This window comes from Pseudomonas sp. ICMP 8385, from assembly GCF_002699915.1.
Classification (GTDB): domain Bacteria; phylum Pseudomonadota; class Gammaproteobacteria; order Pseudomonadales; family Pseudomonadaceae; genus Aquipseudomonas; species Aquipseudomonas gessardii.
The window spans coordinates 84,835-106,363 of the sequence record NZ_LKBY01000092.1; the positions used below are offsets into that span (position 1 = coordinate 84,835).

Consider the following 21,529-nt stretch of genomic DNA (forward strand, 5'->3'; position numbering starts at 1 on the left):
TGAGCGGGCTTTATGTGGTGACCTGGCGTTCAGTGTTCCAGGTTACCGAATATGGCGCAGCGGACGGGACTCGAACCCGCGACCCCCGGCGTGACAGGCCGGTATTCTAACCGACTGAACTACCGCTGCGCGTAACACATGAAGCGAATGGTGGGTGATGACGGGATCGAACCGCCGACCCTCTGCTTGTAAGGCAGATGCTCTCCCAGCTGAGCTAATCACCCTTCGTTTCGGTGTGGCGCGCATTCTACGGAGCGTCCCCTGCTCTGGCAAGCACTTTCTTAAATCTTTTTTTTCAGCCCTTCCAATGGCTTAGGCAGGGTTGGCCTGGGGCGCTATCAAGAGAATAATGCCCCACTTTGTATAAAGGAGAGACTCACCCCATGTGGTTCAAGAACCTGCTTATCTATCGCCTGACCCAAGATCTGCCTGTTGATGCCGAGGCGTTGGAAACTGCAATGGCCACCAAACCGGCGCGCCCTTGTGCAAGCCAGGAGCTGACCACTTACGGTTTCGTCGCGCCGTTTGGTAAAGGTGAAGACGCGCCCCTGGTGCATGTCAGCGGTGACTTCCTGCTGATCGCAGCACGCAAGGAAGAACGTATCCTGCCCGGTAGCGTGGTGCGTGATGCGGTGAAGGAAAAGGTCGAAGAGATCGAAGCCGAGCAAATGCGCAAGGTCTACAAAAAGGAACGGGACCAGATCAAGGATGAAATCATCCAGGCCTTCCTGCCCCGCGCGTTTATCCGTCGTTCATCGACTTTTGCTGCCATCGCGCCGAAACAGGGCCTGATCCTGGTGAACTCGGCCAGCCCCAAGCGCGCCGAAGACCTGTTGTCGACCCTACGTGAAGTGATCGGCACCCTGCCGGTACGCCCGCTGACCGTGAAAACCGCGCCCACCGCCATCATGACCGACTGGGTCACCACCCAGAAGCCGGCCGATGACTTCTTCGTCCTCGACGAATGTGAACTGCGCGACACCCACGAAGACGGCGGCATTGTGCGCTGCAAGCGCCAGGACCTGACCGGCGAAGAAATCCAGCTGCACCTGACCACCGGCAAAGTCGTGACCCAACTGTCCCTGGCCTGGCAGGACAAGCTGTCGTTTATGCTCGACGACAAAATGACCGTCAAGCGCCTGAAGTTTGAAGACCTGCTGCAAGACCAGGCCGAACAGGACGGCGGCGACGAGGCCCTGGGCCAACTGGATGCCAGCTTTACCCTGATGATGTTGACCTTTGGCGACTTCCTGCCCGCACTGGTAGAAGCATTGGGCGGTGAAGAGACCCCGCAAGGCATCTAAGCCGTGTGAAGATAAAAATGTGGGAGTTGGCTTGTGTGGGAGCTGGCTCCTACAGTTGATTGGGTTGCCAGTTCCAGCACTCTAATAATAAGGACATCGCCATGCGCGCACTCGCCGCCCTGAGCCGTTTCGTCGGCAATACCTTCGCCTACTGGGTGTTGATTTTTGCCGTGGTGGCGTTTTTGCTGCCCACCTGGTTTATCGACCTGAAAAGCGCCATCGTGCCGCTGCTGGGCCTGGTGATGTTCGGCATGGGCCTGACCCTCAAACTTGAAGACTTCGCCGAGGTCGCGCGCCACCCCTGGCGCGTGGCCCTGGGTGTGATCGCGCAGTTTGTGATCATGCCCAGCGTGGCCTGGCTGCTGTGCCAGGCTTTCAACCTGCCAGCGGAAATCGCCGTTGGCGTGATTCTGGTCGGCTGCTGTCCTAGCGGCACCTCTTCCAACGTCATGACGTGGCTGGGCCGTGGCGACCTGGCGCTGTCAGTGGCCATCTCTTCCATCACCACCCTCCTCGCCCCACTGCTGACGCCTGCCTTGATCTGGCTGCTGGCCTCGGCCTGGTTGCCGGTGTCGTTCATGGAACTGCTCTGGTCGATCCTGCAAATGGTGTTGCTGCCTATCGTGCTGGGTGTCTTGGCACAACGTCTGCTGGGTGAGCGCGTGCGTCATGCCGTCGAGGTGTTGCCGCTGATCTCCGTGGTCAGCATCGTGACCATCGTCGCTGCCGTGGTGGCTGTAAGCCAGGCGAAGATTGCCGAGTCGGGCCTGCTGATCATGGCGGTCGTGATGTTGCACAACAGCTTTGGCTACTTGCTGGGTTACCTCACCGCCCGCGTATTCGGGTTGCCGCTGGCGCAACGCAAGTCGTTGGCGCTGGAGGTGGGCATGCAGAACTCGGGGCTGGGCGCCGCGCTGGCCAGTGCGCACTTCTCGCCGCTGGCGGCGGTGCCCAGTGCGCTGTTCAGCGTCTGGCACAATATTTCCGGGGCGTTGTTGTCGACGTATTTCCGCCGGATGAGCGAGAAGGAAGATCGCAAGGCCCTCGCCGAAACTTGATCGAATCCTGACTTTTCGGCACTCTACGCCCCTTCGCGGGGACGACCCCGCGACTCGTTCGAGCATTCCATCCGGGGACGGCCCCACTTCTAAAAGGAAGGTCAATATGTCCTGGGTCATTCTGTTTTTTGCCGGGCTGTTTGAAGTGGGCTGGGCCGTCGGCCTGAAATACACCGATGGCTTCAGCAAACCGATGCCCACCGCCCTGACAATTGCGGCCATGGCCGTCAGCCTTGGCCTGCTGGGGCTGGCCATGAAGGAGCTGCCGCTGGGTACCGCCTATGCCATCTGGACCGGTGTCGGTGCAGTGGGCACGGTGATTGCCGGGATTATCCTGTTTGGGGAGTCCATGGCGCTGTTCCGCTTGGCCAGTGTGGCGTTGATCATTGCCGGGCTGGTCGGGCTCAAGATCAGCGCTTAAGCCACTAACGCTATCGCAGGCAAGTCGAATCGTCGACTTGCCTGCGATGAGACCCTTAAATCCGAAAAACCTACCTGACACTCCCCCGCAACGCCCCAACCTGTTCCTGCAAGGCCTGTGGCGTCGCCTGCTCCACCGCCAACGGCGGCCCCGCCACCAACGTCACCCGCGACCAGACCCGGTGAAAGATCCCTTTGTTCGGGTCGCGACTGAAAAAGCTCCCCCACAACCCCTGCAGCGCCATGGGAATCACCGGCACCGGGGTTTCCTCAAGAATCCGCGTCACGCCACTCTTGAATTCATTTATCTCACCGTCAGCGGTCAACTTGCCTTCCGGGAAGATGCACACCAACTCGCCATCCTTGAGGTATTGGCTGATACGCTGGAAAGCCTTGTCGTAGATCTCCAGGTCTTCATGGCGTCCGGCAATCGGAATCGTGCCGGCTGTGCGGAAGATAAAGTTGAGCAGCGGCAAGCGGTAGATCTTGTAGTACATCACAAAGCGAATCGGCCGACGCACCGCGCCGCCAATCAGCAGTGCATCGACAAACGACACATGGTTGCACACCAGCAACGCCGCGCCTTCGTCCGGTATATGTTGCAGGTCGCGATGCTGCACGCGGTACATGGAATGGCCGAGCAGCCAGATCATAAAACGCATGGTGAACTCGGGAACAATCCTGAAGATGTAGGTATTGACCGCGATGTTAAGCAGCGACACCACCAGGAACAGCTCGGGGATCGACAGTTTGGCCACGCTCAGCAGCACGATGGTGACAATCGCCGAGACCACCATAAACAGCGCATTGAGAATATTGTTGGCGGCAATCACCCGTGCCCGCTCGTTTTCAGCGGTACGCGACTGGATCAAGGCATACAACGGCACAATATAGAAACCGCCAAACACCCCCAGGCCAAGGATATCGGCCAGTACCCACCAGGCCTGGCCGTAACCCAACACCGCCAGCCAATCGTTGGCCTGGACGTTTTGCGGGAAGCCGCCGGAATGCCACCACAGCAACAGGCCAAACACCGTCAGGCCGAACGAGCCGAAGGGCACCAGGCCGATTTCCACCTTCCGCCCGGAAAGCTTTTCGCAGAGCATCGAGCCCAGGGCGATACCGACCGAAAACACGGTGAGGATCAGGGTCACCACGGTCTCATCGCCATACAGCCACTCTTTGGCGTAGGCCGGGATTTGCGTGAGGTAGATCGCCCCGACAAACCAGAACCACGAGTTGCCGACAATCGAGCGCGACACGGCGGGCGTTTGCCCCAGGCCCAGGCGCAAGGTGGCCCAGGATTGGCTGAAGATATTCCAGTCCAGGCGCATCTCGGGGCTGGACGCCGCGGCCCGCGGGATACCCCGGCTGGCCAGGTAACCCAGCACGGCAATCGCCACAATCGCCGTGGACACCACCGGCGCATAGTGCGTCGAGGACATCATGACCCCGGCGCCGATGGTCCCGGCAAGGATCGCCAGGAACGTGCCCATCTCCACCAGGCCATTGCCGCCCACCAACTCCTCTTCGTGCAAGGCTTGCGGCATGATCGAGTACTTCACCGGGCCAAACAGCGCCGAGTGGGTGCCCATGGCAAACAGCGCCAGCAGCATCAATTCCAGATGGTTGGTCATAAAGCCCACGGCACCGATGGCCATGATCACGATCTCGCCGATCTTGATTGCGCGGATCAACGCATCCTTGTTGAATTTCTCGCCAAACTGCCCGGCCAGGGCCGAGAACAGGAAGAACGGCAGGATAAACAGCAAGGCGCAGAGGTTGACCCAGATCGAGCGGTCGCCCTCGATGGCCAGCTTGTAGAGAATCGCGAGAATCAACGACTGCTTGAAGACATTGTCGTTGAACGCCCCCAGGGACTGGGTGATGAAGAACGGCAGAAAGCGCCGTTTGCGCAGCAAGGTGAATTGCGAGGGGTGACTCATCGTCCGTGTTCCTGCGTGGCCTGAAGGCTTTATTGATTTTTCAGGCCACGACTTTACCTAATCCTGCTTACTTATTCCCCAATCCTGCAATGCACGGTGAAACAAACAGCTCGCCTTTATAGGCGCCCTGCACCGTGCGCTTGCTGACCACCAGCCACATCAGGGCCAGGGCGGCGACCAGCACGCTGCCGGTCACGCTGAAAAATGCCAGGTGCAGGGTGCTGCCCAGTTTCAAGGTGGTCAGGGCATACACCCCCAGCGGAAAGGTAAACCCCCACCAGCCCAGGTTGAACGGAATCCCGGCACGCAGGTAACGCAGGGTGATCAGCACCGCGATCAACATCCACCACAGGCCCAGGCCCCACAAGGTGATCCCGGCAACCAGCCCCAGGCCGGCGGCAATCTCGCCGATGCCGGCAAAGCCATTGGCGGCAAAAATCGCCGGTGCCTCATGGCCCAGCAACAACATGCCCAGGGCGCCGGTGCCGATCGGGCCAAGGGCCAACCAGCTCGACGCCGCCATATTGGCGTGGGGCAGTTTATGCAGGGCCATGCGCAACATCAGGATCGTCAGAATGCTAAACGCAACCGGTAGGGAAAATGCCCAGAGCACGTAGCTGGTCACCAGCATCACCAGTTGCCCATGGGCGTCGGCCAGGTGCGGCGCCAGCAGGCCACCACTGGCGGCGGCGACTTCGGCAGCCACCACCGGCAACAGCCAGACAGCGGTCATCTGGTCGATGCTGTGTTCCTGGCGAGTAAACATCATGAACGGGATCAACACCCCACACGCCAGGGCCATGGCCACGTCCAGCCACCACAGGGCCTCGGCCAGTTGCACCACGCCCTCGCCCCAGCGCGGCAGGCCAAACAACAGCAGGCCATTGATGATGGTCGCCAGGCCCATGGGAATGGTGCCGAAGAACATCGAGACCGTGGAGTGCCCGAAAATCTGTCGCGCTTCGTGAAAAAACATCACCCAGCGCGCCGCGTACAAGGCGCTGAACAACACAAACAGAACGATCGTCAGCAGCCACAGCGCTTCGGCGATGGCATAGATACCCGGCAGTTGCACCGGCAATTGCGCCAGGGCCAACGCCAGCACGCCGGTGCCCATGGTGGCGGCGAACCAGTTGGGGGTGAACTGGCGAATCACCTCCCTGGGGCCGGCCAGGTGGCTCAATGGTTTGTAACGGGTGGTAATGCTAGTGGGGCACGTCATGGCTCAATCCTCTGCCTCGTATGAGGTTGAGCCCATGATAGAAGCGAAACGAATATCTATATAACGGGTAATATCTCTAACTGTTATCTATTTTACCTATATAGCGCTTTGGCCGGCGCTGGTTTCAGCAAACCTATAGGATTGTGTTTGGCGTTGCCTCGATGTGGGTGAGGGCTGCATGAGCGGATCGAGATAGCCCTGCACACTTGATGAATCACACAAGCCCACACCCACACTTTTTGCGGCTGAACGCTTAGGTACGCATCCCGCGCCCACTCACCAGCAACCGCGCACAGCCGAGATACAACACCACCGTCGCCACGATCATGAAGGTGATCGCCACGCTGATCTTGATATCCGACACGCCCAGGATCCCGTAGCGGAAGGCGTTGACCATATGCAGCACCGGGTTGGCCAGCGACACGGTCTGCCAGAATGGCGGCAGCAGGCTAATCGAGTAGAACACACCGCCCAGGTAGGTCAGCGGGGTCAGCACAAAGGTCGGGATGATCGAGATGTCATCGAAGTTGCGCGCAAACACGGCGTTGATAAAGCCCAGCAACGAGAAGATCGTCGCCGTCAGCACCACCACCAGGATGGTCAGCCCCAGGTGATGCACCTGCAGGTCGGTGAAGAACATCGACAGCAGCGTCACAATCGCCCCGACCATCAAGCCACGCAACACGCCACCCAGGGTGTAGCCGATCAGGATGGTGTGTGGCGACACCGGCGAGACCATCAACTCTTCGATGGAACGCTGGAACTTGCTGCCAAAGAAACTCGACACCACGTTGCCGTAGGAGTTGGTAATCACCGACATCATGATCAGCCCCGGCACGATGTATTCCATGTAGGTGAAGCCACCCATCTCGCCAATCTGCCGGCCGATCAGGTTCCCGAAGATCACGAAGTACAGGACCATGGTGATCGCCGGCGGCAGCAGGGTCTGCGGCCAGATGCGCATAAAGCGCTTCACTTCGCGGTAGACAATGGTATTGAGCGCGACCAGGTTGGGTTGGAGCTCGGAACTCATACCGCCACCTTCGCCAGATTTTTCTCCACCAGGGACACGAACAACTCCTCAAGGCGATTGGTTTTGTTACGCAGGCTCAACACTTCAATGTTCTGCAAGGCCAACTGGCTGAACAGCGCGGTGATGCCCACGGCTTTGTCCACCTGGACTTCCAGGGTGTGGCTGTCTACCAGGCGGTTGGGATAGCCGGTCAGCGCGGGTGGCGCAGACAGGTTGTTCTTCAAGTCGAGCAGGAACGTCTCCACATGCAACTGGCCCAGCAGGTTACGCATGCTGGTGTTCTCGACAATGGTGCCGTGGTCGATGATGCCGATGTTGCGGCACAACTGTTCAGCCTCTTCCAGATAATGGGTGGTGAGGATGATGGTGATGCCTTTCTGGTTCAGTTCGGTGAGGAAGGTCCACATCGAGCGCCGCAATTCGATGTCCACCCCCGCCGTCGGTTCGTCGAGGATCAGCAGGCGCGGTTCGTGCACCAGGGCGCGGGCGATCATCAGGCGCCGCTTCATGCCGCCGGACAGGGAGCGGGACGGCACATCGCGCTTGTCCCACAGCCCCAACTGGGTCAGGTATTGCTCGGCGCGCTCCTTGGCGATCTTCGGCGGGATGCCGTAGTAACCGGCCTGGGTCACCACGATATCGAAGGTCTTTTCAAACTGGTTGAAGTTGAACTCCTGGGGCACCACGCCAATGCTGCGCTTGAGCGCGGCCGGGGACTTATCCAGGTCATGGCCAAAGATATTCACCGTGCCACTGGTCTTGTTGACCAGGGTCGACAGAATGCCGATGGTGGTGGACTTGCCGGCCCCGTTGGGGCCGAGCAATGCAAAGAAATCACCTTCGGCGACATCCAGATCGATACCACTCAGGGCCTGGAAACCGTTGCCGTAGGTTTTGGTTAGCTGCCGGATGGACAGAGCGGAACTCATATCGGATTACGCACCAAGGAAGGGAATAGAAAGAATAGATAAGGCCACGCCACACTTAATACAACTGCGGCGCACGGTAAGCATGGTGCTTGCCCGCGCCGCACAAGTACAGTCACCTGTATTAATAGTCAGTATTAAGTCAACGCGGTCATCACGGCTTTTTGATAGGCCGGGCGTTGCTGCAAGCGCTGGTACCACGCCTCCAGGTGAGGCATCGAGGGCCGTTCGATAGGCATCTCGAACCAGGCATAGATAAAACTGCCCAGGGGAATATCGCCCATGCCGATCTCGGCACCGGACAGGTAGGGTTGCTCGGCCAGGGCCTGGTCCACGGTTTTCAACACCTCGATACAGGCATTGCGCCCGGCATGGATGCTGCCCCAGTCCTGCCGCTCGGCCGGCGTGCGCAAAATCCCCCAGAACACGGTCTTGAACGGTTCGGCAAAGGTCGAGGTGGTCCAGTCCATCCACTTCTCGGCATTGGCCCGCGCCTGCAGATCCGTGGGGTACCAGCTCGACGCCTGTTTGGCGCAGAGGTAACGCACGATGGTGTTGGATTCCCACAACACAAACTCGCCGTCCTCGATCATCGGCACCCGGCCATTGGGGTTCAATGCCCGGTACTGCGGCGTATCGACCACACCAAAGGCCCCGCCCGCATCAATTGCCTCATAGTCCAGGCCGAGCTCCTCGGCGCACCACAGTGCCTTCCTGACGTTTGACGAATTTTTACGACCCCAGATCTTCAGCATAACCGCCTCCCAGTGGATGAATGCCGAAGCAGCATACGCCGGTTCAGTCGCGACTCAAATCGCTCTGCATATCGCCTAACAATTGCGGCGACTGCTCGCCAAACAGATGCGGGTAACATTTCGCTATATGGGCAAAGAAGAAGGCCTCGGGCACCTCGGCAAATTGCCCATGGTCCAGCACATACTCCATGGAACGCTGGCCCTGACGGTTGAACGGATGGAACACGCTGTCGTTGATTCCGTCGAAATCCAGGGGCGACACATCGAACAATTCGCACAGTTGCTGGTTGAACGCCGGCGTGGCCTTGACCCAACGCTCATCCAGGTACAGCTCGGTGTAGCCGTGCATGGCGAACACATCACTCTTGAGCAGCTCGATCAGGCGCGGGGTCGATAAATGATTGCGCACATCGGCCAGGCCAATGCGCGACGGTATGCCGCAATGCCGGGCGCACGCCGCCAGCAGGGTGGCCTTGGGCACGCAATAGCTCTGGCCCGCGGCCAGGGCGTAGCTGCCACACAGGGTTTGCGGATCGCGGCTGAAGGTGTAGGGGTTGTAGCGCACCGCTTCACGCACGGCGTAATACAGGCTGACTGCCTGGTCACGGGGCTCACGGCTCGAACCGCGATGTTTTTCGGCGAACTCCACCACCGTGGGGTGGTCACTATCGATGAAGCGGCTGGGACTCAAGTACGCTTTCATGGGTATTTTCTCCGAGGCGAGCCTGGAGTCTAACCACAGGCCTGGCGCAGGGATAACGACGATTCGGCCAAATGCCGGCGCCTGCCGCCTGTGACTGGAGAGCACTTCCCGCCACACCACGTAACACCCTCGGGCTCCGCTTCTTCGGATGCCGACTAAGCTCTGAGGGTGCTTCTGCCCCTGGTTTCACGGAGGATTGAATATGCTGTTGTTGTGGATACTGGTTCTGGTGCTCGGCATTGCCTACCTGGCACACCGTCGTACCGCGCCCCTGCCCGCCCTGGGCGTGGTCGCCGTCTATCTGTTGGCGATGGGCGCCTTCAGCCATGCACCGGGCTGGTTGCTGCTGGTGTTCTGGGTCCTGCTGGCGGTGGTCGCCGCCCCGCTGCTGCTGCCTGACCTGCGCCGCCAGTATTTCACCGCGCCGCTGTTCAGTTGGTTCCAGAAAGTATTGCCGCCGATGTCCGAGACCGAGCGCGATGCCATCGACGCCGGTACCGTGTGGTGGGACGGCGAGCTGTTCAGCGGCCGCCCCGACTGGGACAAGCTGCTGGCCTACCCCAAGGCGCAGTTGACCGAAGAAGAACAGGCCTTTATCGACGGCCCCACCGAAGCGCTGTGCGCCATGGTCACCGATTGGGAAATCGGCCAGGCCATGGACCTGCCGGCGGCGGCCTGGGACCATATCAAGCAACATGGCTTCTTTGCCCTGATCATCCCCAAGGAGTTCGGTGGCAAGGGCTTTTCCGCCTACGCCCACTCCCAGGTGGCGATGAAACTGGCCACCCGCAGTGGCGACCTCGCCTCCACCGTGATGGTCCCCAACTCCCTGGGCCCAGCCGAACTGCTGCTGCACTACGGCACCGACGAACAACGCAACCACTACCTGCCGCGCCTGGCCCGCGGCGACGATATCCCGTGCTTTGCCCTGACTGGCCCGCTGGCTGGTTCCGATGCCGGCGCGATGCCCGACACCGGGGTGATCTGCAAGGGCGAATGGCAAGGCAAGGAAACCCTTGGCCTGCGCCTGAACTGGGAAAAACGCTATATCACCCTGGGGCCGGTCGCGACCCTGCTCGGCCTGGCGTTCAAGGCCTATGACCCGGACCACCTGCTGGGTGAAGAAGAGGACCTGGGCATCAGCCTGGCGCTGATCCCCACCGACACCCCCGGCGTGGAAATCGGCCGTCGTCACCTGCCCCTGGGCGCCGCGTTCATGAACGGCCCCAACTCCGGCAAGGACGTGTTCATTCCCCTGGATTTCCTGATCGGTGGCCAGGAGATGCTCGGCAAGGGCTGGATGATGCTGATGAATTGCCTGTCGGTAGGCCGTTCGATCTCCCTGCCGGCGGTGGGCACCGGTGCAGCCAAGTTCACCAGCCTGGTGACCGGCCAGTACGCCCAGGTGCGCGAGCAGTTCAACGTACCGCTGTCCGCCTTTGAAGGTATCCAGGAAGCCCTGGCCCGTATCGGCGGCAATGCCTGGCTGATGGACAGCGCGCGGATACTCACCGCCAATGCCGTCGACCTGGGGGAAAAACCCTCGGTGCTCTCGGCGATCCTCAAGTACCACCTGACCGAGCGCGGCCGCGAGTGCATCAGCCACGCCATGGACGTGCACGGCGGCAAGGGCATCATCATGGGGCCCAACAACTACCTGGGCCGCAGTTGGCAAGGGGCGCCGATCTTCATCACCGTCGAAGGCGCGAATATCCTCTCGCGCAACCTGATGATCTTCGGCCAGGGGGCGATCCGCTGCCACCCGTTCGTGCTCAAGGAAATGGCCCTGGCCGGCCGTGAAGACCGCGACCAGGCCCTCAAAGAGTTCGATGGGCTGCTGATGCAACATATCGGCTTTGCCGTGAGCAACGCCGCCAGCACCCTGGTGTTGAACCTGGGCCTGGGCCACTTTGAAAAAGCCCCGGGCAACCGCTTGAGCCAGGGCTACTTCCGTGCGCTCAATCGCCAGGCCGCTGCGTTCGCCCTGCTGGCGGACCTGAGCATGATGCTGCTGGGTGGCGAGCTGAAGCGGCGCGAACGCCTCTCGGCACGCCTCGGCGATGTGCTCAGCCATATGTACCTGGCCTCGGCGGCGCTCAAGCGTTACCACGACCTCGACTCGCCGGACCATCTGGAACCGCTGTTTGCCTGGGCCATGGAGGAAAGCCTTGGCCAGTCGGAGCGCGCGCTGGATGAGTTGCTCAGCAACTTCCCCAACAAAGTGCTGGGCTGCCTGATGCGCGTCATCGTGTTCCCGTTCGGGCGCCGGCATAAAGGCCCGTCCGATGCCCTGGACGCTGAAGTCGCCGCAGTGATTGGCCGGGCCAAGGGCGACCCGACCCTCGAAGAGCTGCTGGCTGGCTGCTACCGCCCGCAATCGGCACAAGATCCGGTCGGCGCCTTGCAACATGCCTACGACCTGCTGGATGCCAGCCATCCGTTGCAAAAAACACTGCACACGGCCCTCAAGAGCGGACAGGTCAAGCCACGGGCCGGGGAACACGCCATCGATGCCGCACTGGAAGCTGGCGTGCTGCAACCGGCAGAGGCGCAGACCCTGCGCGACGCAGAAGCGGCGCGACGCAAGGTGATCGACGTGGATGACTTCAGCAAGGAGGAACTGGCCCAGGCCCCCGGCAGAGTGCGCTAAGGCCAGCGGTCATATAAAAACGGGCGCGAGAGCTATATACTCTCGCGCCCGTTTTTGCTTTTGAGGACTTACTCTCGTGTCCAACGTCGTTGCCGATCATCTCGTCTTGCTCGACCACCTGCGCAGTATCCTGGTTGCCGTCGGCGAAGCCGAACAGGTTCCCGAGGAAAGCCACGCGTTGTTCCTGGAACGCTTCGATGAACTGCGCGCCATGCTGCCCATCGACCCGATCGAAAGCCAATACCTGGGCCAGGACATGATGAGCCAGGTGATCCTGCGCTACCCGCAGATCGCCCACCTGGTCCCCCGCGACCTGCTGTGGTTCTTTGGCGGTGACTGCCTGCACTTTATGCCCGACGATGAACTGGACCTGTACCAGGCCCTGGAAGAACGCCGCTTTGAAGCTGAACAGAACGACGAGCCGTTCGACTGGAACCAGGAAAAGCAATTGCTGGCCATGTCCAACGACCAGCCCAAGCACTGATCTCAAAAGCACCAAAGATCCCAATGTGGAGCGGGCTTGTGTGGGAGCGGGCTTGCCCGCGATAGCGGTGTATCAGTCAACCAATGTATCGACTGACACTCAGCCATCGCGGGCAAGCCCGCTCCCACACTAACCTGCTCCACATTCTCGATCGCGCGCCTACCGCCGACGCAATGTCGGCTCCCTGGCCATGCACTCCACCAGATAATCAATAAACACCCGCAACTTCGGCGGCAGGTAGCGTGTGGGCGAATGCAGCAACCAGGCATCCCCATGGTACGAGGCAATGAAATCCCATTGCGCCAGGACCTGCACCAACCGCCCCTCCTCCAATGCATGCCGCGCGGTGAAGTACGGCAGGCTGCCAATCCCCACACCCTGCAGCACCGCATCCAAGCGCACCCCCGTGTGATTGGCCGCATACCGACCGCGCACACCCACTGTCACGGTTTTGCCAGCCTGGCGCAATTTCCAGCGCGCATCCCCGGGGGTTTCGCCCAGGTAGATACAACTGTGCTCCAGCAAGTCATGAGGATGCAGCGGCGTGCCGTGCGCAGCCAGATACTGCGGCGTGGCACACAGCAAATGCTCGATCGGCAATAACTGGCGCCCGACCAGCCCCGGCGGTGGGCTATCGGTGATTCGGATGCTCAAATCGACATTGTCATCAATCAGATCCACCTGCCGATCTTCGAGGATCAGTTGCACATCGACCTTGGGATAGCGCCGCAGGAACTCCGGCATATGCGGATGCACCACAAAGCGCCCAACCGCCTTGGGCACGCTGACCCGCACCAGCCCTTCGGCTTCGTCGGTGTACTGGCCGCTGATTTCCATCACCGAGCGCGCCGCGTTGACCATCTCCTGGCAGCGCTTGAAGACTTCTTCGCCGCCTTCGCTCAAGCGCAGCTTGCGCGTGGTGCGCTGCAACAAGCGTTTGGCCAGGGCCTGTTCCAGGCGCGAGATGCTGCGGCTCACCGCCGATGGCGAAGCCCCCAGTTGGCGCGCGGCTTCAGAGAAGCTGCCGGTTTCCACGACCTTGACGAAAATCGCCATTTCGCCCAACAGCGGCAAAGGAAGATTGATGCTCATGACGCACAAGTCCATTGAAGTTTCAGCGGATTATCACCTATTAGCGCACTGCTTATACTGCTATCCAGAACCCTGATGCGGATGTAGAAAATGACCCAGCGCCTGTTTTTCACCCATGACCACCTGGTTGCCGATGTTGATGTGCTGGAGTGCACGCCCTATGAGCAACACTTTGCGGTGGTGCTGCAGTCCACCATTTTCCACCCCCAGGGCGGCGGCCAGCCTTTTGATACGGGGTGGCTGGGGGACAGCAACGTGCTGAAAGTGGTGCAGGAAGCCGAACGCATCGTGCACTACGTGGATCAACCCGTTGCACTTGGCCCGCAGCAAGCGCGGGTCGATGCGCAACGCCGCGCCCTGCATACACGCCTGCATTCGGCCGGGCATCTGATCGGCAATGCCGGTGAAACCCTGGGCTGGATGCCGATCAAGGCCCACCACTGGCCGGGTGAAGGAAAGATCAGTTTTATCCGTGGGGAAGCCGCACAAAACATGGAGGCCGATGCCTTGCAGGCACAGGTCAACCAATGGATCGCCGCAGACCTGCCACGCCATATGACGCTGGACAGCGGCACCCGTGAGGTCGGTTTTGGCGACCTGCCGCCCTATACCTGCGGCGGTACGCACGTACAAACCCTTGCCCAAATCGGCCCGATCACGATCCTCGGCCTGTCGGAGAAAAAGGGCACGCTGTCGGTGCGTTACAGCCTGGACTGACGTCACCACCATCTTGATGGCAGGCGGCGTTTTCGTATTGCGATAGGACATCCCGCCACCAGAGGCTCCCCTCCAGCGTATAGGTGATGCTAGTGTGCGGAAATGTTTCTGACAGAAACTTCCCACTCACTACCTGCAAAGGAATGCCCCAGCAATGGATTTTTCCCTCAAGCACCTGGCCGCCGCCACCCTGATGGTCGCCAGCCTGTCCGCCTTTACCGCGCCAGCCTTGGCCAATCTCACCCCGCAACAGAACGCGACCATCCTCAAGACGTTCAATGACGCCTCGATCAAGGACTTCCGCACGTTCCTGGGCAGCCTGGCCAAGAGCGAACTGAGCAAAGCCGCTGACCTCGGCCCGGCCATCAGTGCGTTTCTCGACAACAAGAGCCTTTCGGCCGACCAGCAAAACGAGATTCATCGCCTGCTGGGCCTTTATGCCCGGGTGAAATACGGCGCGGCAGCGACCGAGACCCTGCGCGAGCTGGTGGCCATCCCGACCTTCCAGGTCGAAGGCGTCGCCCAGCACGACAACCCTGAATTCATCAAGATCGCCGACAAGATCAAGAGCCTGGCCCAGGCGTTCAACCTGAACTTTCGCAACGTCGACAACCGTGTCTACGAAATTTCCCTGGAAGGTGCCGGCGATGAAGTGGTCGGCATTCACGCCCACGCCGACGTGGTGCCGGTGACCCCGGAAAACTGGGTACTGGCCGACGGCACCCGCCTCGACCCGTTCAAGGTCACGCTGATTGGCGACCGCATGTACGGCCGTGGCACCGAGGATGACAAGAACGGCATCGTGGTCACGCTGTATGCGATGAAAGTGATCAAGGAAGAAAACCTGCCACTGGCACGCCACTTCAAGCTGCTGGTGGACACCACCGAAGAAACCACCGGTGACGCCATTCCTTACTACTTTGAACGCAACCCGACGCCGAACTACAACCTGGCGCTGGACGGCGGTTACCCGGTGGTGATCGCCGAGAAAGGCTATGGCACGGTCATGGCGACCTTCGCCAGGCGCAAGGCCGAGGGCAAAGGTGCGCAAATCCTCTCAATGACCGGCGGCCTGGCGACCAACCAGATTCCCTCGGCATCGGTGGCCACCTTGCGCAGCGATAAACCCGCCGAGTTGGCCGCCAGCCTGCAGCAGGCCGGCACTGCGTTCGCCAAGGCCAATGGTGGCGATTTCACGGTAGCTGCCAAGGTCGTCGGCAAAGACGTCAAGCTGACCGTTACGGGCGTGTCGGCGCACTCTTCCGAGCCTGAATCGGGTATCAACCCGGTGGCGCGGATGCTGGTTTTCATTAACAGCCTGGATGGCAAGGTGGCGCTCAAGCATAACGAAATCACTGACGCCGCCCGCTACGCCGCCGATAACTGGGGCCTGGATTACCTGGGTGGCAAACTGGGCGTGGGCTTTTCCGATGCGTTCATGGGACCGCTGACCACTTCCCTGACCTTCGTTGGCCAGGATGAAAAAGCCTTCAAGCTGGCGGTCAACCTGCGGGTACCAAAGGGTAAGTCCCCGGACGTCCTCAAAAAAGAAATTGCCGACAAGCTAAGTGCCTGGAGCAGCAAGACCCGCATTACACCCGCCTTCGATTACTCGGTCGCCGCGCCGATGTATCGCAACCCCGAGGGCGAATGGGTCAAGGCGCTGCTGGCCGTGTCCACCGAAAACCTGGGCATGAAGCCCGAGTTCGGTACGTCGGCCGGTGCAACATCGGTGCATGAACTGCCCAATGGCGTGCAATTCGGCCTGGCCCGGCCCGAGGCCAAGTACACCGGCCACACCGACAATGAGTTCAAGACCACCGAGCAGTTCCTGCTGGACTTGCAGATCGTGACCGAGATGATGGGGCGTATCGGGCAGTTGCCGAAACTCTGATCCCACCATGGGCGCCGCGAGGCTCTTGCACTTGCCTTAAATCGCCGGTCAACAAAAACGCCGCTCATAACCGAGCGGCGTTTTTGTGTATCGCCATCCCCGCTCGCAACTACTTGGGAGCGTTGGTCGTAGAGAAAATGTAGCGTGCAAAACGCCATTTCCCGTCGGTCTCGCGATGCAGCAAGAATATTTCCTGATTACCTTCAGCACCGGCCGGTTGAGCCGTTCCCAGCGGCGTGGCGGTGCCGTTGGAGCGAGTGCGCGCAAATGCCCAATCCTTTGACAGCGGTCGAACCTCGTCAATCGTAAAGCGGATGTTGAGTTTGATCGCGGCGAACACCTGCTGATAGGCCTTGCGCACCGCATCACGCCCCACAGCCGGCAAACTGTTTTGCGCCATGAACACCGCGTCCTGTGCATAAAGCGCCATCACCTGATCCAGGTCCGAGGCGTTCAGCGCCGCTTGATAATGGTTCAGTTGGGCTGTAACGGCCTCTTTCACGTTCTCTTTGTCAGGGGCCGGTTGAGCCGCCATGGCGATGGCGGGGAGAAGCAAGACGCCCAAGGTCAGGGCCCGTAATGAAGTACGCATGATGTGCTCCTTAGTGTCAGAGTTTTACAACCAGTTTGCCCAGAGCCCCATTGCTTTCGATCAAGCGATGGGCATCAGGAATCTGCTCGAAATCGAAGGTTTTCGTGCGGATTGACGGCATGCGCCCCGCTTCGATTTCCTTGGCAATCCACAACAGGGGGCTGTCCTTGAGAGGCATGTCCTGCGTACCCAGCAGGCCGCTGCCAAAGAAGTTCAACTTCACCGCCGCCGGCAGGTCCTGCATCAGGTTCAATTGCTCCAGCACCGGCGCGCCCCCCAGCAATCCAATAACGCTGACAGCACCGAATGGGCGCACGGCCTTGAGGCTGTCGCGCACGGTTGCCGCACCGACCACTTCCAGTACCGCATCCACGCCTTGCGCAATCAACTGGCGAACCTGCTCGGCAATCGAGCCATTGTCGATCAGCACGTGATCGGCCCCCATCTCACGCAGACGCTGGACGTTATCTGCCGAACGGGTCGTGGCGATCACCTTCAGACCGCGGGCCTTGGCATAGGTAAGCGCCGCCATCCCTACCGAAGAAGTCGCCCCCCGTACCAACAAGGTCTGGCCGGGTTGAATCGCCAGGCTCTTGTCCAGTGCGCCCCAGACCGTGAGATAGGCCTCGGGCAACGCGGCAAGCTCCTCCCATGACAGCGTCGAACCGTCCAGGGAAATCACGTTGCTGCGTAACACCGTCACCTCTTCGGCATAACTGCCATGGCGTGCGAACTGCATGCCCCCCATGGCCGTCGCCACGCGCTGGCCGGTACGAAAGGTTCCCGACGGGTCATGAATCACTTCGCCCACGGCCTCGATCCCTGGCACTCGGGGAGCGGTGATCGGGCCCATTTTCCCGGCACGCAGATAGGTCTCGGCACGGTTGAGGCCCAATGCCCGCACGCGGATCCTGACCTCATCACTGGAGGGTTGCACAGGGGCAATGTCTCGCAACTTCAAGGCATCAGGTGTGCCCGCTTGTTCAATGACAAAAGCTTTCATGGTGATGACCTCAGGCGCGTGGTTGAGTGGTGGCGAACAGATAGCGATGAATCTTCCAGCTACCTTGTTCATTGCGGAACACGAACAACTCATTGTTGCCTTCGGTCACATCCAGCCCGGCCGCCAGAATGCGCGTGATCCCCGCCGAGGAGGTGCGTACCCAGGCCCAGTTACCGACTTCCTCGATCTCGTGGATGGTGAACTTGACATTCAGCTTGAGGGTGGCAAAAACCTGTTGGTAACCGGCTTGCACCGCGTCACGACCAACCAGGGCCGGCGCATGCTGAGGCATGAACACCGGATCACTGCCATACAAGTCGAGAATGGTCTTGATGTCGTTGGTATTAAGGGCCGTTTCATAAAGGCTTAGAACAGATTTAATCGTCATCATGAGGCTCCGATTGATGTGAAGGTTCCGGCGTTGAGCCAGTGACCTCACTATCTACCAATCAGAATTGGATATTAACCACTCAGAATGACAACTTATATTTCATATATGGAAGGGACAAAACAGTAAGGGGCCGTCGTGCGGTCTTGCAGGGTCACAACGATAGCGGCGGCCAGACGCCCATCGCGGTCTCCACAAATGCAACCATCTGCTCATACGCAACCTGGTCTTTGGCCTGTACGCTCAGGCCAAACATGACGGTGGTATAGAAACCCGACAGCGTTTCAATATTCGTCCCCACCGGCACGTCCCCCTCCAGCAGGCCCCGGCGAATACGCGCCTCGATCAGGCGGTGGGTTTCTCTGCGCTGCAAGCTGAGTTCGTCCTGGATCAGTTGGCTTTCGGGGGTTCCAGACAACGCCGCCAACACCACCAGGCAGCCACGGGGTGGATGGCTGTGATAAAACCGCGCGACGGTCTCCTTGAGCAGGGCCTGCACGCCCTCGCGAGCCGTCGGGGCATCTGCCAGGACGCTGTAGCGATAGGCACCATGATGCGTCAGGTAATGATCCAGCGCGGCCCGGAACAAACCTTCCTTGTTCTTGAACGCCGCATACAGGCTGGGTGGATTGATCTCCATCGCCTGGGTCAGCGCGGTCAACGATGCCCCTTCGTATCCCCGCAACCAAAATACATCCATGGCCTGCTCCAGTACCTGCCCGCGGTCAAAGGCGCGAGGTCTTCCTCGTTCAGCCATGCTTCTCCCCTGATTCTAACGATCACTACAAAAAATATTGACACTGTCATTCCTCTGAATTATTACATAGTGGTCATTATGTATATAGCCCCGTTTTCCTGGCGGTTCCAGAGGATGTACCCGTTGACAACGCGCTTACTTTCCCCCCTGGATATCGGGCACCTGACCCTGAAAAACCGTATGATTTTTACCCCCCCGCAGCCCTCTCCATCGCAACCCAACCTGTCGTGCTGCGTTCAAAGTATGCAGGCTGGGTTGGTTATTGCGTCGGGGGTGCCTGTCTGCTCCGAGGGGCAGGGCCCCAGTTCTACTCCTGGGCTCTATTGCGCCAGGCAGGTTGCCGGCTGGAAAGTCATTACCGACACCTTTCATGAAGTCGGCAGCCTGATTGCTGCGCAGCTCTGGCATGTGGGCCGGGTGGCGACTGCAAGCCCCGGAAAAATGACGCTGGGAGACATTCGCCTGACCCAACAGGCGTTTGTGGACGCCGCCGTCAATGCAATGACGGCCGGGTTTGATCTGGTTGAGCTCCATGGCGCCAGCCATTCCCTGATTGGGCAATTCCTGGCCACTGGGCCCCATTCGCGCCAGGACGAGTACGCAGGCTCACTGGAGAGCCGGGCCCGGTTCCTACTGGAAATCGTGGATACGTTGATCGGGGTCCTGGGGGCGGAGCGCATTGGCGTGCGCCTGTCACCCTGGGGCCTCCTCAATGACAGAGAAGATTGCGCGCCCCATGCCATGGCCCTGTACCTGGCCGAGGAACTCAACCAGCGCAACATTGCTTACCTGCACGTGATTGAATGGATGCCCGGCACAGGGCCGGCCTACCCCGAAGGCTTTCGCCGCTGGCTGCGAGCGGCCTTCAAGAAACCCCTGATCATGTGCGCCGACCTCAATAGCGAGCGCAGCGAACGGATATTGCTTCAGGGCCTGGCAGATGCCGTCGCCATGACGACCCCCTTCAGCCTCTGCGCCTCACAGACCACAGCCACGGCAACATGGATCTGAATGCTGTTCGCATGTTCGCGGTCACGGCGCAATGCGGCAGCCTGAGCGCCGCTGCCGAGCGCCTGGGTATTCCGCTTGCCACCGTCAGCCGTCGGGTCCGGGACCTGGAACAAGCGCTCAATGTGCAACTGTTGCAACGTTCGGTGCAAGGCACATGCCTCACAGACGCCGGCATGCGCCTATACCAGCACGCCCGGCGGGGCCTTGAAATAATGGCCAATGGTGAACGCGCCTTGCTCAGTGATCAGAGCCGGCTCAAAGGGCTCCTGTGCCTTTCTTTACCGTCTTCGCTCAAGCCCTGGTGGGAGATGCTCTCAAGGTTCCAGCAGCGTTACCCAGACATTGTGTTGCAAGTGCGAACTAGCGACAGGCTCATCAACCTGATCGAAGATAATATTGATGTGGCCATGCGCATTGGCCGTTGCACTCAGCAACCCTCGAACACGCAACGGGTGCTCGCCTACCGCCACGTCCTGGTGGCGGCTCCCGCCTTGCTCCAGCGCCTGGGGGTGCCCGCCAGGGTCACAGACCTGCACACCTTCCCGTGTGGCGCCTGGAGCCAAGGCAGCACGGCTCGCTGGCATTTGGGCACGGAACTGTTCAAACCCGAGCCGACAATAATCACCAACGATTACGCCTATTTGTGCAGCCGCGCCCTGGCGGGTGACATCGTGACCGAACTGCCTCCATTCATGGCCATGGAACACATCAAAAACCATCAATTGGTCGCCCTGCTGGAAAATCACCCGCTCCCCGAGCTGGAGATCACCCTGCACCACCCTTTACACCCCCATCCCTCCCCCATCGTGCAGACCTATCTGGATTTTGTCCGACAGCACATAAAACATCCGGCACAGCCGAATACCCATTCGACCTTGCCGGCTCACGCCTAGGCCAGCCTTTCTCTCAAGAACGGGAGCCTGCCTCTCGCCTGCGACGCTACCCATCAACATCAAATGGCATTAGTTTTTTCAAGGTTTGCAAACGCATCCATGGACCAAGCCGCTGCTGCAGCCTGCGACCTGGAGCAACAGTCAATCGTCGCACTTAAGCCCTTCCTCTCCTGGGGTGGATGGCTAAGGCTGGCGCTTACATTAGCCCTGATGGTGAAAATCGATCATGAAAAAGCTAACCACTGCGTTTGGCGCTCCAGTCGTCGACAACCAAAATATTCAAACCGCCGGCCCGCGCGGCCCTGCCCTGCTTCAAGATATCTGGCTGCTGGAGAAAATGGCCCACTTCGACCGGGAAGTCATTCCTGAGCGGCGCATGCATGCCAAAGGCTCGGGCGCGTTCGGGACGTTTACGGTGACCCACGACATTACCCGCTACACACGGGCTAAGATCTTCTCCGAGATCGGCAAGAAGACCGAAATGTTCACCCGCTTCTCGACGGTGGCCGGTGAGCGCGGTGCCGCCGATGCCGAGCGCGACATCCGCGGCTTTGCCATGAAGTTCTATACCGAAGAAGGCAACTGGGACCTGGTGGGCAACAATACCCCGGTGTTTTTCCTGCGCGACCCGCTCAAGTTTCCCGACCTGAACCACGCGGTCAAACGCGACCCGCGCACCGG

At 60.0% G+C, this 21,529-nt stretch carries 20 protein-coding genes, 2 tRNA genes and 1 pseudogene; 10 read left to right on the top strand and 13 right to left on the bottom strand.

What is annotated here, in order from left to right; translation table 11 throughout:
* Window positions 1-52: 52 nt before the first annotated feature.
* Both AO268_RS11625 and AO268_RS11630 read right to left on the bottom strand, forming a co-directional pair.
* A tRNA-Asp gene (locus AO268_RS11625) sits at window positions 53-129 on the bottom strand.
* A gap of 19 nt (window positions 130-148) precedes the next feature.
* Window positions 149-224, bottom strand: a tRNA-Val gene (locus tag AO268_RS11630).
* A gap of 159 nt (window positions 225-383) precedes the next feature.
* On the opposite strand from AO268_RS11630, the gene rdgC reads away from it, so the two are divergent.
* The 3 genes from rdgC to sugE all read left to right on the top strand — a co-directional run bounded on the left by rdgC (window position 384) and on the right by sugE (window position 2,783).
* Window positions 384-1,304 carry a recombination-associated protein RdgC gene (gene rdgC / locus AO268_RS11635; RefSeq protein ID WP_029292788.1) on the top strand — a complete coding sequence of 307 codons (921 nt, stop codon included), beginning with the start codon at window positions 384-386 and terminating at the stop codon, window positions 1,302-1,304.
* Between the two features lie 101 nt (window positions 1,305-1,405).
* Window positions 1,406-2,362 (top strand): bile acid:sodium symporter family protein, encoded by a 957-nt coding sequence (locus tag AO268_RS11640; RefSeq protein WP_099168770.1) that lies wholly within the window; start codon window positions 1,406-1,408, stop codon window positions 2,360-2,362.
* A gap of 106 nt (window positions 2,363-2,468) precedes the next feature.
* Window positions 2,469-2,783 (top strand): quaternary ammonium compound efflux SMR transporter SugE, encoded by a 315-nt coding sequence (gene sugE, locus AO268_RS11645; protein ID WP_099168771.1) that lies wholly within the window; start codon window positions 2,469-2,471, stop codon window positions 2,781-2,783.
* Window positions 2,784-2,853: 70 nt separating this feature from the next.
* Here sugE and AO268_RS11650 read toward each other — a convergent pair whose 3' ends face one another.
* From AO268_RS11650 to AO268_RS11675, 6 genes are all read right to left on the bottom strand, one after another.
* Window positions 2,854-4,728 (bottom strand): MFS transporter, encoded by a 1,875-nt coding sequence (locus tag AO268_RS11650; RefSeq protein WP_099168772.1) that lies wholly within the window; start codon window positions 4,726-4,728, stop codon window positions 2,854-2,856.
* 67 nt (window positions 4,729-4,795) lie between these two features.
* On the bottom strand, window positions 4,796-5,950 hold the full coding sequence (locus tag AO268_RS11655; RefSeq protein WP_099168773.1) for a TDT family transporter: 1,155 nt from the start codon (window positions 5,948-5,950) through the stop codon (window positions 4,796-4,798).
* Between the two features lie 253 nt (window positions 5,951-6,203).
* Window positions 6,204-6,983, bottom strand: coding sequence for an ABC transporter permease (locus tag AO268_RS11660; protein ID WP_099168774.1), 780 nt, complete (start codon window positions 6,981-6,983; stop codon window positions 6,204-6,206).
* Entirely contained in the window at window positions 6,980-7,912 is a 933-nt protein-coding gene (locus tag AO268_RS11665) for an ABC transporter ATP-binding protein (protein WP_099168775.1), read from the bottom strand. The genes AO268_RS11660 and AO268_RS11665 overlap by 4 nt, the downstream gene beginning before the upstream one ends.
* A gap of 134 nt (window positions 7,913-8,046) precedes the next feature.
* On the bottom strand, window positions 8,047-8,664 hold the full coding sequence (locus AO268_RS11670; protein ID WP_099168776.1) for a glutathione S-transferase family protein: 618 nt from the start codon (window positions 8,662-8,664) through the stop codon (window positions 8,047-8,049).
* A gap of 43 nt (window positions 8,665-8,707) precedes the next feature.
* Window positions 8,708-9,367: a transglutaminase-like domain-containing protein gene (locus AO268_RS11675; RefSeq protein ID WP_099168777.1), complete on the bottom strand. Its 660-nt coding sequence runs from the start codon at window positions 9,365-9,367 to the stop codon at window positions 8,708-8,710.
* A gap of 202 nt (window positions 9,368-9,569) precedes the next feature.
* On the opposite strand from AO268_RS11675, the gene AO268_RS11680 reads away from it, so the two are divergent.
* Window positions 9,570-12,017 (top strand): acyl-CoA dehydrogenase, encoded by a 2,448-nt coding sequence (locus AO268_RS11680; RefSeq protein ID WP_099168778.1) that lies wholly within the window; start codon window positions 9,570-9,572, stop codon window positions 12,015-12,017.
* 76 nt (window positions 12,018-12,093) lie between these two features.
* Window positions 12,094-12,501: a PA2817 family protein gene (locus tag AO268_RS11685; protein ID WP_099168779.1), complete on the top strand. Its 408-nt coding sequence runs from the start codon at window positions 12,094-12,096 to the stop codon at window positions 12,499-12,501.
* Window positions 12,502-12,660: 159 nt separating this feature from the next.
* Here AO268_RS11685 and AO268_RS11690 read toward each other — a convergent pair whose 3' ends face one another.
* On the bottom strand, window positions 12,661-13,593 hold the full coding sequence (locus AO268_RS11690) for a LysR family transcriptional regulator (protein WP_099168780.1): 933 nt from the start codon (window positions 13,591-13,593) through the stop codon (window positions 12,661-12,663).
* 90 nt (window positions 13,594-13,683) lie between these two features.
* Between AO268_RS11690 and AO268_RS11695 the strand changes: the two genes are divergently transcribed.
* On the top strand, window positions 13,684-14,310 hold the full coding sequence (locus tag AO268_RS11695; RefSeq protein WP_099168781.1) for a hypothetical protein: 627 nt from the start codon (window positions 13,684-13,686) through the stop codon (window positions 14,308-14,310).
* A gap of 154 nt (window positions 14,311-14,464) precedes the next feature.
* Window positions 14,465-16,204 carry a dipeptidase gene (locus AO268_RS11700; protein WP_099168782.1) on the top strand — a complete coding sequence of 580 codons (1,740 nt, stop codon included), beginning with the start codon at window positions 14,465-14,467 and terminating at the stop codon, window positions 16,202-16,204.
* Window positions 16,205-16,313: 109 nt separating this feature from the next.
* On the opposite strand, the gene AO268_RS11705 is transcribed toward AO268_RS11700, so the two are convergent.
* The 4 genes from AO268_RS11705 to AO268_RS11720 form a co-directional block, all read right to left on the bottom strand.
* Window positions 16,314-16,796, bottom strand: coding sequence for a YybH family protein (locus tag AO268_RS11705; RefSeq protein ID WP_099168783.1), 483 nt, complete (start codon window positions 16,794-16,796; stop codon window positions 16,314-16,316).
* A 16-nt stretch (window positions 16,797-16,812) separates the two neighbouring features.
* A complete protein-coding gene (locus AO268_RS11710) occupies window positions 16,813-17,799 on the bottom strand; it encodes a zinc-binding alcohol dehydrogenase family protein (RefSeq protein WP_099168784.1) in 987 nt (328 codons plus the stop codon).
* 10 nt (window positions 17,800-17,809) lie between these two features.
* Window positions 17,810-18,187, bottom strand: a complete 378-nt coding sequence (locus AO268_RS11715; RefSeq protein ID WP_099168785.1) for a YybH family protein — start codon at window positions 18,185-18,187, stop codon at window positions 17,810-17,812.
* A 154-nt stretch (window positions 18,188-18,341) separates the two neighbouring features.
* The gene (locus tag AO268_RS11720; RefSeq protein ID WP_236309838.1) at window positions 18,342-18,887 is read right to left on the bottom strand and encodes a TetR/AcrR family transcriptional regulator; all 546 of its coding nucleotides are present in this window, start codon (window positions 18,885-18,887) and stop codon (window positions 18,342-18,344) included.
* Window positions 18,888-19,058: 171 nt separating this feature from the next.
* Between AO268_RS11720 and AO268_RS11725 the strand changes: the two genes are divergently transcribed.
* The 3 genes and pseudogenes from AO268_RS11725 to katA all read left to right on the top strand — a co-directional run.
* The gene (locus AO268_RS11725) at window positions 19,059-19,955 is read left to right on the top strand and encodes an oxidoreductase (protein ID WP_257154367.1); all 897 of its coding nucleotides are present in this window, start codon (window positions 19,059-19,061) and stop codon (window positions 19,953-19,955) included.
* Window positions 19,946-20,848, top strand: a complete 903-nt coding sequence (locus tag AO268_RS11730; RefSeq protein WP_099168788.1) for a LysR family transcriptional regulator — start codon at window positions 19,946-19,948, stop codon at window positions 20,846-20,848. Before AO268_RS11725 ends, AO268_RS11730 begins: the two co-directional genes overlap by 10 nt.
* A gap of 226 nt (window positions 20,849-21,074) precedes the next feature.
* Window positions 21,075-21,529: pseudogene (gene katA / locus AO268_RS11735) on the top strand (catalase KatA); the annotation flags it as partial.